Origin of the sequence: Kribbella sp. CA-253562 (assembly GCF_050942265.1) — a bacterium.
In the GTDB taxonomy this organism is placed as follows: Bacteria; Actinomycetota; Actinomycetes; order Propionibacteriales; family Kribbellaceae; genus Kribbella.
Genome location: NZ_CP192049.1, coordinates 5,497,728 through 5,510,201, shown reverse-complemented (window position 1 = coordinate 5,510,201; position 12,474 = coordinate 5,497,728). Strand labels below are relative to the sequence as shown.

General features: G+C 71.0%; 10 protein-coding genes and 1 pseudogene. 5 read left to right on the top strand and 6 right to left on the bottom strand.

Translation table 11 applies throughout. The features are described 5' to 3' along the window. Positions 1-57 precede the first annotated feature (57 nt). From ACQPXM_RS25970 to ACQPXM_RS25950, 5 genes and pseudogenes are all read right to left on the bottom strand, one after another. On the bottom strand, positions 58-1,128 hold the full coding sequence (locus ACQPXM_RS25970) for an ADP-ribosylglycohydrolase family protein (protein ID WP_432937857.1): 1,071 nt from the start codon (positions 1,126-1,128) through the stop codon (positions 58-60). Next, a pseudogene (locus ACQPXM_RS25965) lies at positions 1,107-1,172 on the bottom strand (hypothetical protein); the annotation flags it as partial. The gene ACQPXM_RS25970 and the pseudogene ACQPXM_RS25965, both read right to left, overlap by 22 nt. A 22-nt stretch (positions 1,173-1,194) precedes the next feature. Next, positions 1,195-2,166: a JmjC domain-containing protein gene (locus tag ACQPXM_RS25960; protein WP_432937855.1), complete on the bottom strand. Its 972-nt coding sequence runs from the start codon at positions 2,164-2,166 to the stop codon at positions 1,195-1,197. After that, positions 2,163-3,221, bottom strand: a complete 1,059-nt coding sequence (locus ACQPXM_RS25955) for a hypothetical protein (protein ID WP_432937852.1) — start codon at positions 3,219-3,221, stop codon at positions 2,163-2,165. The genes ACQPXM_RS25960 and ACQPXM_RS25955 overlap by 4 nt, the downstream gene beginning before the upstream one ends. Next, positions 3,218-5,410 carry a DUF4135 domain-containing protein gene (locus ACQPXM_RS25950; RefSeq protein WP_432937850.1) on the bottom strand — a complete coding sequence of 731 codons (2,193 nt, stop codon included), beginning with the start codon at positions 5,408-5,410 and terminating at the stop codon, positions 3,218-3,220. Before ACQPXM_RS25950 ends, ACQPXM_RS25955 begins: the two co-directional genes overlap by 4 nt. Before the next feature lie 359 nt (positions 5,411-5,769). On the opposite strand from ACQPXM_RS25950, the gene aroC reads away from it, so the two are divergent. From aroC to aroB, 3 genes are read left to right on the top strand one after another with little or no spacing between them, the layout of a single operon-like run. Next, positions 5,770-6,975: a chorismate synthase gene (gene aroC, locus ACQPXM_RS25945; RefSeq protein WP_432937848.1), complete on the top strand. Its 1,206-nt coding sequence runs from the start codon at positions 5,770-5,772 to the stop codon at positions 6,973-6,975. Further along, the gene (locus tag ACQPXM_RS25940; RefSeq protein WP_432937845.1) at positions 6,972-7,520 is read left to right on the top strand and encodes a shikimate kinase; all 549 of its coding nucleotides are present in this window, start codon (positions 6,972-6,974) and stop codon (positions 7,518-7,520) included. The genes aroC and ACQPXM_RS25940 overlap by 4 nt, the downstream gene beginning before the upstream one ends. Further along, positions 7,517-8,770, top strand: a complete 1,254-nt coding sequence (aroB, locus tag ACQPXM_RS25935) for a 3-dehydroquinate synthase (protein ID WP_432937842.1) — start codon at positions 7,517-7,519, stop codon at positions 8,768-8,770. The genes ACQPXM_RS25940 and aroB overlap by 4 nt, the downstream gene beginning before the upstream one ends. Here aroB and ACQPXM_RS25930 read toward each other — a convergent pair. Beyond that, positions 8,763-10,772: a HelD family protein gene (locus ACQPXM_RS25930; RefSeq protein WP_432937839.1), complete on the bottom strand. Its 2,010-nt coding sequence runs from the start codon at positions 10,770-10,772 to the stop codon at positions 8,763-8,765. The genes aroB and ACQPXM_RS25930 overlap by 8 nt on opposite strands. A 72-nt stretch (positions 10,773-10,844) precedes the next feature. Here ACQPXM_RS25930 and ACQPXM_RS25925 point away from each other — a divergent pair, with 72 nt between their 5' ends. Next, positions 10,845-11,441 carry a TetR/AcrR family transcriptional regulator gene (locus ACQPXM_RS25925; RefSeq protein WP_432937836.1) on the top strand — a complete coding sequence of 199 codons (597 nt, stop codon included), beginning with the start codon at positions 10,845-10,847 and terminating at the stop codon, positions 11,439-11,441. Further along, positions 11,438-11,875: a type II 3-dehydroquinate dehydratase gene (gene aroQ, locus ACQPXM_RS25920; protein WP_432937833.1), complete on the top strand. Its 438-nt coding sequence runs from the start codon at positions 11,438-11,440 to the stop codon at positions 11,873-11,875. Before ACQPXM_RS25925 ends, aroQ begins: the two co-directional genes overlap by 4 nt. Positions 11,876-12,474 lie beyond the last annotated feature (599 nt).

Here is a 12,474-nt window from a genome sequence, read left to right as displayed (position 1 = left end):
GGGCCGGCCGGGGCGCCGGGCCTGATCCTCGGGGGACGGGCCGGACGCCTCGGCCTTTCACCAGCCTAGGTAGCGATTGCGCCACGCGGTCTCGGGGCCGTACTCGCCGTGCAGGTGCTTGCCGCGGGTGAACTCGAGCACCAGATCGTCGGCCAGTTGCAAGATCACGCCGCGGCCCTCGACGGCGAACACGAGCTCGGCCGGCAACGCGGTCTCGCCGTGCAGCGCGCCGAGGATGTTGCCGCAGATCGCGCCGGTCGAGTCGCTGTCGCCGGAGTGGGTGACCGCCAGGGCGAGCGCGTCGAGGAACTGGCCGGGCTCGGGACGCGCGAGGGCGGCGTACACGCCGATCGCGAGGGCTTCCTCGGCGATCCAGCCGCCGCCGAGGCGCTCGACCGTCTCCAGACCTGGTGCGGCGCTCGCGGCGAGTTCGCGGGCCTTGGTCAGCGCCGCGGTGGTCTCCTCGTGGTGTTCCTTGTCCTTGAGGATCCGCTGGGTCGCGTCCAGCGCCGCGTCGAGGTCGGCACCCTGGACGATGTGATGAACCAGTACGGCGAACGCTCCGCTCGCGAGCTTTCCGGTCGGGTGTCCGTGCGTGTAGCCGGCCGACTCGGCCGCGGCGTCGAAGACCCAGTCCGCATTGTTCTCGTACGGCAGCAGGCCGAAGGGCGCGGAGCGCATCACTCCACCGCAGCCCTTGGAGTCGTTGGCCGCCTGGGCGCCGAACTGAGGGATGGCGTCGCCGCCCTTCCGCGCTTCGGTGAGTGCGGTCAAGCAGGTGTTGCCCGGAGCACGCCGCGCGTACAGCCACTGCTCAGCCTGCAGCCAGCCGTCCCGCTTGCCGCTCGGCCCTGGCAGCAGTTGCGTGTCCAGCCACCGGTCGAAGGCGTGCTGGGTGACGGCGACGGTCAGTCCCAGCCCGCGGTCGGTCCGGACGCCGGCCCGGATCAGCCCTTCGACCGCGAACAGCGTCATCTGGGTGTCGTGGTCACCGTTCCCGGCGGCCAGTTGTTGCCGCCAGCAAGGAAAGTCCGGAGCCCGCCGGGGTGTTCGGCGAGAATCGCGCGTCCGTCGGTGAACTCCACCGGCCCGCCGAGTGCGTCGCCGATCGCTCCACCCAGCAGGCATCCGCGGACCCGCGACCGATACTGCTCTTCCTCCCGCCGCTGCATCATGAGGGCGACTGTAGCCCGCTCAGGAGGGCATCGGTTCGAAGCCTCCGGCACTCCATCGACGGCGCGAGACTTCGTCCGCCCTCGCGTCGAGCGACTGCTCCTGACACGCTCGCAACGCTTGCTGGAGTGCGTCGGGGAGCTCTGCCGCGAGGACCTGGTCCGGTGCGGCGACCCGAGCCGGAGCGGTGATGCCCCGGGCCAGACGATCGAGCCGCGCCCCCGACCTGACGAGCAGATGGGGATCGAGGTCGGCGAGCAGGTCCTCCAGCTCGTACTCGATTTTGTGCTCGTCGCGCGGCACGCCGATGTTCACGCTGGTCGCCGGCGACCGGCCGCAGTTCTCGCCGACGTGGTAGTAGCCGGCCGGCCAGTAGAGCAGGTCCCCGGGCTCCACCTCGACCGCGAACGACTCCGGCACGAAACGCGCGTAGTCGACCACAGTGCTCACCGGCTCCCTCCACGGCCGTTCGGCCCAGAATCGCATCCGCTTGCGCGCCCGCAGCCCGAACATGAACGTCGCGAACCGGTCCTTGTGCACGCCCACCGGACTGTGGTCGTAGTTGCCGTGGAACATCGTCGTGATCGCCCCGGTCAGCGGCAGCCCGACCTGCGCCCACAGCCCCGCGAAGAACTCCCGTTCGCGGCTCCACAGCTCGCGGTCGAAGGCGTGGAACCCGCTGACGATCAGCGCGTACCCGCGATCTCCGAGCCGGTCCGCCAGCCGCTGCTCGTACCGCTCGAACGAATCGTCCGCCGCCGTCGGCAGCAGTTCCAGCCGCTCGCCCTGCTGCGTCCGCTCGACGGTGAACTGCGCGGTCGGCGCCCGATGTCCGTCGTACGACGACTCCTGCGCTCGCACCGCTGCGGCGAACACCTCCTTCGCCACGAACGGCACGGGCTGCACGCCACGGATCAGCACCGGCCGCTCGTCCCAGTAGTGCTCGGCGAATTCAGCCCAGTCCAGCCTGGTCAGCGTCGCCAGGTCGCTCATGCCACCACCTCCACTGCCCGCAGCGAGTGCAGTCGACGCAGCAACGGCAGGTACGCGTCGTCGCGCGCCAGCACCTCACCGCGCTTCAACTCAGCCAGCAAGCCGTCACCCCCACCGATCGTGAACGCGTGCCCGTTGACTGCCCACAGCCACCGGTCGCCGTCACGCATCCGGTAGACCGGGGCCGCGGCCTTCACCCGTTGTCCGGCGACCAGCTCCGACCGCTGTGGTGCGGGCACCGGCTCCAGCGCTCCCGCGCTGACACGGCTCGCCCACTGCACCCGCAAACTCCGCTCGACCTCCGCACTACTGCTCAGCTCAGCCAGCCCGGCCGCCGTCTCCACCAGCGGTTGCATGGGCCGCCCAGCCTCAGCCATCGGCAGGTACGGCGTCGCATCCGTCCCGCGCCGTCGGTCCAAGCCGGCCAGCAGTAGCTCGGTCACCGGCTTCGCGGCCAGCTTTCCGTCGACCGGTACGAGCAGCCGCAGCCACAGGCACTCCGTTCCTCGCATCGAAGCCGCACCAGGCGGCCACGACAGCAGATCACCCTCGTCACCAATCAGCGTCGCACCACCGGCCTCAACCTCCAGTCGGCCGTGCAGCACCCAGACGAGTGTCAGATACCTGTCCTCACTGACCCGCTGCGACTGCCCGTCCGTCACCACCAGCTCAGCTGCCAACGGCACCACCGGCACGCCGATCTGCTGCCACAGCGGCACGATCCAGTCCCGCACCTGCGACCAGACCGAGTAGTCGAGCATCAACGGCTCCCGCGCCCGCAGCAGGAACGGCTCGGCCTCCCGGCGATGCAGATACTCCTTCAACGACCTGTCCTCCGGCCCCGGCAGCAGCTCGCCTGGCGCACCGACTCGCCCGCTCGGCTGGTGGAAGCGCACTTCCGGCAGCGCCAGGAACCGCGTCCCGTTCCGGAACGGCGTCGCCGCGGCCACCACGGCGCCATACGCCGTACTGGCGCTGAGCGGAGCACCGGCGCTGGGCAGGTGCAGCGGCTCGGACTGCCAGGGGAGAGCGGTGAAGGCTGTCCAGTCGGTCATCGAACCTCCAAGGGAAACTTCTCGCGCAGGCGCTCCGCGTAGTCGGCCAGCGGTTGCAACCCGACTGCGTGCCGTCGCTCGTCGACGGCAGCCGGTTCTTCCAGGGGACAAGGGACGAGCTGCCCGTCCACGGCCTCGAATTTGGTGCCGTAGACCTGTGGGCGTCCTTCGGCGACACGCAGTGCGTCGGTCAGATAGGCGACGTGGCTAGGCGGTCCGTCGACCGCCCCTCTGAGCAGGTCCAGACAGGCTCGCTGGAAGTCGGGCTGGTTCTCCAGATGCTGGACCAGTCGGCAAGCGGCCTCGGCAGCAGCTTCACCGACCAGCAGCGGCCCGGGCCAGCCGTGCTCGTTGATGACCTGCTGGAGCCAGGTCGCCGCGGTGGTCGTGAGCTTGGTGAGTCGCTCGGCGATCGTGTCGTCGGTGAAGCGGCCGGCAGCCCACTGGCCCCGCCAGGCGGCGTCCACCCCGTCCAGCTTCAGCAGCCGCTCACGGATGGCGGCGAGCTGATCGAGCGCCGCCAGTTGGAGAGTGATCTTCGACCCGCTCCAGCGGTAGCAGACCCAGCGGTTCGTCTCAGCCCAGTCGAAGCTGACCGCACCATGGTCGGGATTCTGCACGGCGACCCGGGTGCTGTCGTCCACCAGCAGTGCCGGTGGGTGGAGCTCCGTGGCGATCGGCGCCACCGCGTCGCGGAGAGCTGTGCCCAGGCGGGACAGCGTGAGCCCGGCCGCCCAGTCCAGCTGTGGCGGCACGGTCCGGCCCGTGGCAACGGACGTACTGGTCTCCGGGTCCCAGTGGCGGAGCGGGCCGCCGTCGGTCGAGCGGTAGAAGTACGGGACGTCGTGGCGCAGCAGTTGCTCGCGCTCCGCCGGGTTGAGGTCGTCGGGGAGCGGACTGCCGTCCAGCAGCCAGTCGTCGAGCATGTCGCCGTACTGGGAGGTCGGGCGGAGCAGGACGCGAGTGGTGACGGGCTGGTCGAGTACAGCCCGCAGCCCGGGCACGTTGGTGCACATCAGCGTCCAGGCATCGAACATGCCGCGCAGGAATCGGCCGAGGTGAACGCCGTAGCCCGTACGGCGGGCAGCGTCCGCGACGACCGTACGCGTCTCGCGCCTGGCCCACGGGGCGGTCCGGCGCCAGACCTCGAGACCGTCCTGCTCGACGAGGCAGACGGTCGGCCCGTCCGCGGCGCACAGCCGCGGCTCGGTCTCCAGCCCGACGTGGTGGTGCTGAGCGCCGTCGCCGGCGACCAGTCCGGTCTCCGACAGGCGCCGGACGTCGACGAAGGCGAACTCCAGGTCGATCGGGTACATCAGGGGGTCCGGGCCGCCGACGTACAGGTTGCCCTCGCTCAGGTCGGTGATGCCGAAGCCGAAGCAGGCGGCGGCCAGCGAGCCGGCTCGATGCCAGAAGAGCTCGGCCTGCTCGGCGGTCAGCACCGCACCGGCCAGGCCTGGCCGGATCACGTTCCACTGAGCAGGCCGCTCGATCCAGGGCTGCCACTCGTAGCCGTCGCGGGGGAGCAGGTCCATCACGGGGAGCCGGACGGTGTCCGAGAGGCTGTTGAGCAGGGCGAAGGCGGACGCCTCGGGCGCGAGGAACAGGCGCCCGACGTCGGCCGGGCGTGGTTTGTACGCGACGCTGCGGCCGTCCGGGAAGTCGACCCGCAGGACCCGGCGGCGGCCGTTGTGCGTCTCGCCGCCGTGCGCGGTCAGGCCGGTGACGGGGAACCGGGCGTCGAACCACAGTCGTCCGGCGTCGTCGTGCAGGCGCTGCAGAAACTCCCGGAGGAAATCGAGAAAACCCACCGCTTGACGGACGGGTTGAAAGCGCTCCGCGGCGCGGGAGAGGCAGGCGAGAAATGCCGAGCCGACCAATGGGCCGAACAATTCGCCGTTCGTCGGCCGCAGAATTCCCGCGGCGGTCAGCTCGGGGAATTCCTTCCGCAGGTTATCGCAGCCCGCGGTCAGCGTGGCAAACATTTCGAGCAGGGTCGAAGAGTCGGGCCGGTCGAGCAGTCCGGCCAGCAGTTCGGCGTCCGCGGGCCCGCTCAGTTGCCGCTCGACCCGAAGCAGGCCGTCCGGACCGACTGCCACCACGGGCGGGAGCAGTCCGGCCGCCGTGCGAGCGTGCACCGCGGACACCAGCGCGTCGCGCGCCGCCCGCACGGCGGCCGGATCGGTCACCGGATCAGAAGTCGCAGTAGACCCGGACGCAGGTGCCGGCGGCACCCTCGGCGCCCGTGGCGGGCAGCTCCGACTCCAGATCGCCGATCACCAGGTCGAGCTCGTGGCTGTTGTCCATGATTTCTCCTTGGGATTGTTGATGTGCATCGTGTCCAGCACAGGGTCCGACGATCGTCCGGCCGCAATAGTTTCCGGATGGCGGCTTTTGGTGGCTGCGCGAATTTACGCCTGATGCATTGTTTCCGTTGCCGCGGACAGGATTGTGTCGGCGAGTTGTCGGTGCGCCCGGGGTGGCCCGACCGGGCGGCTGAGGTGAGACTGCCGACCGGCGGTCCGGGCCGCCGTGGGAGAATCGCGGCATGCTGCGCTGGCTCACCGCCGGCGAGTCGCACGGACAAGCGCTCGTCGCCGTACTCGAAGGTCTTCCCGCAGGCGTTCAGGTCACCACGGATCACGTGGCCGACGCCCTGGCTCGTCGTCGGCTCGGTTACGGCCGAGGTGCCCGGATGAAGTTCGAGCGGGACGAGGTGACGTTCCTCGGCGGTTTTCGGCACGGACTGTCACTCGGCAGCCCGATCGCCATCCAGGTCGGCAACACCGAGTGGCCGAAGTGGGAGCAGGTGATGGCTGCCGACCCGGTCGACCCGGAGACGCTGGCCGACCTGGCCCGCAACGCGCCGCTGACTCGGCCGCGGCCCGGTCACGCCGACCTGGCCGGCATGCAGAAGTACGGGTTCGACGAGGCCCGGCCGGTGCTGGAGCGGGCGAGTGCGCGGGAGACCGCCGCCCGGGTCGCGCTGGGCGAGGTCGCCGCGCGGTTCCTGCAGCAGGCGTTCGGCGTCACGATCGTCAGCCATGTGGTCGAGCTCGGCACGGTCAAGGCGCCGTACGGGCTGCTCCCGTCGTACGCGGATGTCGAGAAGCTCGACGCCGACCCGGTGCGCTGCCTCGACGCGGACGCGAGCAAGGCGATGGTCGCCGAGATCGACGCCGCGCAGAAGGCCGGCGACACGCTCGGCGGCGTGGTCGAGGTCGTCGTCGACGGTCTGCCGCCGGGCCTCGGCAGCTACGTGCACTGGGACCGCCGGCTGGACTCCAAGCTGGCCGGCGCGCTGATGGGCATCCAGGCGATCAAGGGCGTCGAGCTCGGCGACGGCTTCGAACTGGCCCGGACGCCGGGGTCGAAGGCGCACGACGAGATCGTCGCCGAGGACGGAACGGTACGGCGTACGAGTGGACGCTCGGGCGGTACCGAGGGCGGCATGAGCACCGGCGAGACGCTGCGCGTGCGGGCCGCGATGAAGCCGATCGCCACGGTGCCGCGGGCGCTGCGCACGATCGACACGAGCACGGGCGAAGCCGCGTCCGCGCACCACCAGCGGTCGGACGTGTGCGCCGTGCCGGCCGCGGGGATCGTCGCGGAGGCGATGGTCGCGCTGGTGCTGGCGGATGTGTCGCTGGAGAAGTTCGGCGGGGACTCGGTGGTCGAGAGCGCGCGGAACCACCGGGCGTACCTGGCGGGGTTGCCGGAGACGATCCAGCCGCGCGAGTGGGGTACGGAGTGAGCGGAACGCGTGGGCAAGCCGGGACGAGCGGCGCCGGCGCTGAGGCCGGGCCGGTGGTTGTGCTGGTCGGACCGCCGGGGTCGGGCAAGTCGACGATTGCCGGACTGCTCGCGAGCAAGCTCGGCCGGACGCACCGCGACACGGACACCGACGTGGAGACCACGGCGGGCAAGCCGATCTCGGACATCTTCGTGGACTCCGGCGAGCCGGTCTTCCGCGAGCTGGAGCGGGCGGCGATCGTCGCCGCGCTGCAGGACGACGGTGTCGTGTTGTCGCTCGGCGGCGGCGCGATCCTCGACGCGAACACGCGCTCGGATCTTGCCGGTCACACCGTGGTCTTTCTCGACGTCTCGGTCGGTGAGGCCGCCAAGCGGGTCGGCCTCGGCGTCGCCCGCCCGCTGCTGCTCGGCAACGTGCGCACCCAGCTGAAGAACCTGATGGACGCCCGGCGCCCGCTCTACGCGGAGGTCGCCAAGCTCACCGTGACCACCGACGGCCGGACCCCGGAGGACATCGCCGACGAGATCGCGGAGCACCTCGGATGACCGACAGCAACCCGACGGCCGACCCGGCCGCGTCCGCCTCGGCGACCACGTCCGCTGACGCGACCGCGTCCGCCCCGGCTACCACGTCCGCTGACGCGACCGCGTCCGCCCCGGCTACCACGTCCGCTGACGCGACCGCGTCCGCCCCGGCGGATTCTGGCGCCCGGCGCATCCGCGTCGCCGCGGCCGCGCCGTACGACGTGGTGATCGGCAACAACCTGCTCGGCGAACTGCCCGGTCTGCTAGGCGACGGTGTCCAGCGGGTCGCCGTCATCCACCCGCGGGCCCTGCGCGCGAGCGGCGACGCGATTCGCGACGACCTCGTCTCCGCCGGCTTCACCGCGCACGCGATCGAGATCCCGGACGCGGAAGAGGCCAAGTCCGCCGAGGTGCTCGCGTACTGCTGGTCCGTGCTCGGCCAGGCCGGGTTCACCCGATCCGACGCCGTGGTGTCGATCGGTGGCGGGACGACGACCGACCTGGCCGGGTTCGTCGCCGCGACCTGGCTGCGCGGCGTCAAGGTCGTGCACATCCCGACCACCCTGCTCGGCATGGTCGACGCGGCCGTCGGCGGCAAGACCGGCATCAACACCGCCGAGGGCAAGAACCTGGTCGGCGCGTTCTGGGAGCCGGCCGGTGTCCTGTGCGACCTGGCCGCGCTGGAGACCCTGCCGAAGAACGACTACGTGAGCGGCCTGGCCGAGGTCGTGAAGTGCGGGTTCATCGCCGACCCCGTGATCCTGGACCTGGTCGAGAAGGACCCCGAGGGCGCCACCAGCCCGGCGTACGAGCACACGGAGGAACTGATCGCCCGCGCGATCCAGGTCAAGGCCGACACCGTCGGCGCCGACCTGCGCGAGCGGACGACCGCCGCCGGGGGCGCGATCGGGCGTGAGGCGCTCAACTACGGCCACACGCTCGGCCACGCGATCGAGCGGACCGAACGCTACAAGTGGCGGCACGGCGCCGCGATCAGCATCGGCATGGTGTTCGTCGCCGAACTCGCCCGCGCGGCCGGCCGGCTCGACGACGCGACCGCCGACCGCCACCGCACGGTCCTGGAGTCGCTGGGCCTGCCGGTCAAGTACCGCGCCGACGCGTGGCCGCACCTGCAGGACGCGATGAAGCTCGACAAGAAGACGAGGGCCGACCGCCTCCGCTTCGTCATCCTGGACGCCCTCGCCAAGCCCACGATCCTCGAGGCGCCGGACCCGAGCCTGCTGATCGCCGCGTACGCCGAAGTCAGCTGACCGCGGCGGGCAAGACGCGAGTGTGCAGCACATCGAGCCGCGACACCGCCCGCGTCAGCACCACGTAGAGCCGATTGAGCCCCCGCAGCTCGGCTTCCACGATCTCGGCCGGCTCGACGACGATCACGTGGTCGTACTCCAACCCCTTCGCCAACGCCGCCGGTACGACGGTCACCCGCTCGTCCTCGACGCCGGCCGCCCGCAGTGAGGACTCGAGGTCGGCCAACCTCTGGTCGGCCACGATCACCCCGATCGAGCCCTCGTCCTTCAGCGCCGCCCGTACGGCGTCCGCGCAACTCGCCTCCAGGTCATGGACCTGCTGGATGCTCAACCGGCCGTCGCGGCGAAACGACCGCGTCGGCGGCACATCGACATCTAGTGCCGTCAGCAACCGATTCGCCAGTTCCACCACTGCGGCGGGCACGCGGTACCCGGTCGTCAGCGTGACGATCTCCGCGTCTGGCTTGCCCAGGTGCGTCAGCTGCTCCGCCCAACTCCGCGCCGCCCACGGCGTCGTACCCTGCGCCAAGTCGCCCAGCACGGTCAACGACCCGTGTTCACTGCGCCGCGCGATCGCCCGGCACTGCATGGGGGAGAGGTCCTGCGCCTCGTCCACGATCACCTGCCCGTACCCGGGCACGCGACTGATCAGCCCGCTCAACTCGTCGAGCAGAACGGCGTCGGCGGCGGTCCACCGGGCCGACTTCGCCTTGCGTCGCCGTGGCCATCGGATCGCAGCCCGCTCCTCCGCACTCAGCAGCTCGTCCGCTGGATCGCTCAGGAACTCGGCCAGCACCTCGTCCGGCTTCACCGTCGGCCACACCGCGTCCACCGCCGGCGCGACCGCTCGAGCCATCTTCCGCTGCCAGCTCCCGTTGCAGTTCTGCCCGCGTGCCTCCGCCTGCCGCTGCAACGCCGCCACCAGCCGCGAGATCACGCGCTCCCGCCCGAGCCCGTACGCCGTGGCTTCGACGCGCGCGTCCTCGACCATCTGAGCGAACTCGTCGCCGGTCACGCGCCATCGGTAGGAGCTGTCCGGCACGACGACCGCGTCGACCGGCGTACGGATCCTGTCGTAGAGCGCTCTCCGAAGGATCTCGGCCATCCGCGCGTCGTGCTTCACCGCCGCAGCCGCCGGGCTGTCGACGGCATCGATGCTGATGGCAAGCAGTTCGCCGATCGTGGCCTGCTCGACGTCGACCTCGCCGAGGGTGGGGAGCACCGCGGAGATGTACTGCAGGAACGTCTTGTTCGGCCCGAGCACCAGCACGCCGCTGCGCTTCAGCCGGGCGCGGTGGGCGTACAGCAGGTACGCCGCCCGGTGCAGTCCGACCGCGGTCTTCCCGGTCCCCGGCGCGCCCTGCACGCAGACCGAGTCCTCGAGCTCAGCCCGCACCAGCTTGTCCTGCTCGGGCTGGATCGTTGCCACGATGTCCCGCATCGGTCCGACCCGCGGACGCTCGATCTCGGCCCGGAGGATCTCGCCGATCCCTGCGCCGGCCCCGTTGCCGGCCCGGAGATCGCGCTCTCCCCGTTCCGCACTTTCCTCGTCAGACCGGCCCCTCGCGAGTGACTCGTCCTCCAAGCTCGTCAGCGTCTCGCCGGACCAGCCGAAGCGCCGGCGTACGGCGACTCCGCGTGGTTCGTCGACGGTCGCCTGGTAGAAGCTCGTCGCCACCGGCGCCCGCCAGTCGATCACCAGCGGCGGACGCCCGATCGCGTCCGAGATGTGCCGGCGACCGAGGTAGTAGCGCTGGCTCCGGTGCTCCTGCGCCTGCTCGTCGTCCCGGTAGCCGATCACCCCGAAGAACGGCGGCCCACCGGCCTCGTCGGCGAGCTGCCGCGCCTGGCTCTTCAGGTGATACCCGAGACGTTCGGCCGTGTAGCGGTCGCCCCAGGTGTCCTCGCCGATCACCACGTTGTCCCGCGCGCCGGAGATCATCGCGCGCAGGGCGGCCCGGCAGCGGTCGGCGTACCGGCGTTCTTCCTCCAGTCCTCGCATCCGCTCTCTTCCCACAAAGATTAACTCGGTCAATGTTTTGGCCAGGTTAACACTTCGGATAGAGTCACTGACGTGACCGGACTGCGCGAGCGCAAGAAGCAGCAGACCCACGACGTCTTGTCGCAGGTGGCGATCGAGCTGTTCCTCGCCCGCGGCTTCGACCAGGTCTCCGTGGCCGACATCGCCGCGGCGGCGAACGTGTCCAAGCCGACCTTGTTCAAGTACTTCGCCACCAAGCAGGATCTGGTCCTGCACCGCTTCGCCGACCACGCCCACGAGGCCGCCCGGGTCGTCCGTACGTCACCGGAGCTGCCCGCGGAGGCGCTGCTGCAGCACTTCCTCGACGGTCTCGATCGCCGCGATCCGGTCACCGGGCTGAACGACCACCCCGACGTGATCGCCTACTACCGCCTGGTCTTCGGCACCCCCGCGCTGGCCGCACACCTGCAGCAGTTCATCGCCGCCGACGAGGAAGCCCTGGCCGAGGCCCTGGGCAACGACCTCGACGCGCGGCTGCTGGCGGCGTACCTGATCTCCACCCAGCAAATCCTGGCCCAGCGCAACTGGCAGGCCGTCGCCGACGGCCAGACCGCCGACGCCCGCCACCCGCTCGCCGTTGCCGAGGCGACGCAGGCCTTCACCGCGCTGGGCACTAGGGTTGCCCTGTGACCGCGCGCAAGGTGCTCGTACTGAACGGACCGAACCTGGGCCGCCTCGGCTCCCGGGAACCCGACGTGTACGGCGCGACGACGTATGCCGACCTCGTCGCCGACTGCGAGAAGACCGGCGCCGAACTGGGCCTGACCGTCGAGGTCCGCCAGACCGACGACGAGTCCGAGTTGGTCGGCTGGCTGCACGAGGCCGCCGACCACAAGTACCCGGTCGTGCTCAACCCGGCCGCCTTCACCCACTACTCGTACGCGCTCCGCGACGCCTGCGCCCAGCGCACCGCCCCACTGATCGAGATCCACATCAGCAACCCCGCGGCCCGCGAGGAGTTCCGCCACACCAGCGTCGTCGCCGCCGTAGCCACCGGCACGATCGCCGGCTTCGGCCTGAACTCGTACCGCCTGGCACTACGCGCGATCACCACCCTCGACTGACCGCGGCGCACGGCCAGTACGCCGCGCACGGCGGTGCGCCCGCCACATGGGAGGCGCCGGTTCGCCGGGTCATGCGGGGCGCGCCGGTACACCGCGCACGCCGGTACGCGTGCATGCCCCTGGGACGGCCCAGGGGGGGGAAGCCCGGCACGCTCGGCCCACCGTTCTCTCGCGTGAACACCTCCGCGCGGGGCACGCGGGGCACACCGGTTTCTCGCCTGGCCTCCGCCGCGCCGGGCACGCTCGGCACACCGGTCTGTCGCCTGAACACCCCCGCGCCGGGCATGGTCGGCACACCGGTCTGTCGCCTGGCCTCCCGCGCCGGGCACGCTCGGCACATCGGTCTGTCGCCTGAACACCCCCGCGCCGGGCATGCTCGGCACATCGGTCTGTCGCCTGAACACCCCCGCGCCGGGCATGCTCGGCACACCGGTCTGTCGTCTGAACACCCCCGCGCCGGGCATGCTCGGCACACCGGTCTGTCGCCTGAACACCCCCGCGCCGGGCATGCTCGGCACACCGGTCTCTCGCCTGAACACCCCCGCGCCATCGCCGCTGTCGCCGCCTCCGCCCCTTCGTCATCCGGCGTCGCCGTTCGA

What these genes read in the sequence shown, in the direction of transcription:
- aroC (WP_432937848.1), top strand. Translation starts at nt 5,770, where the DNA reads ATGCTGCGCTGGCTCACCGCCGGCGAGTCGCACGGACAAGCGCTCGTC.
- ACQPXM_RS25970 (WP_432937857.1), bottom strand. Translation starts at nt 1,128, where the DNA reads ATGCCTGCTGGGTGGAGCGATCGGCGACGCACTCGGCGGGCCGGTGGA.
- aroB (WP_432937842.1), top strand. Translation starts at nt 7,517, where the DNA reads ATGACCGACAGCAACCCGACGGCCGACCCGGCCGCGTCCGCCTCGGCG.
- ACQPXM_RS25960 (WP_432937855.1), bottom strand. Translation starts at nt 2,166, where the DNA reads ATGAGCGACCTGGCGACGCTGACCAGGCTGGACTGGGCTGAATTCGCC.
- ACQPXM_RS25930 (WP_432937839.1), bottom strand. Translation starts at nt 10,772, where the DNA reads ATGCGAGGACTGGAGGAAGAACGCCGGTACGCCGACCGCTGCCGGGCC.
- ACQPXM_RS25955 (WP_432937852.1), bottom strand. Translation starts at nt 3,221, where the DNA reads ATGACCGACTGGACAGCCTTCACCGCTCTCCCCTGGCAGTCCGAGCCG.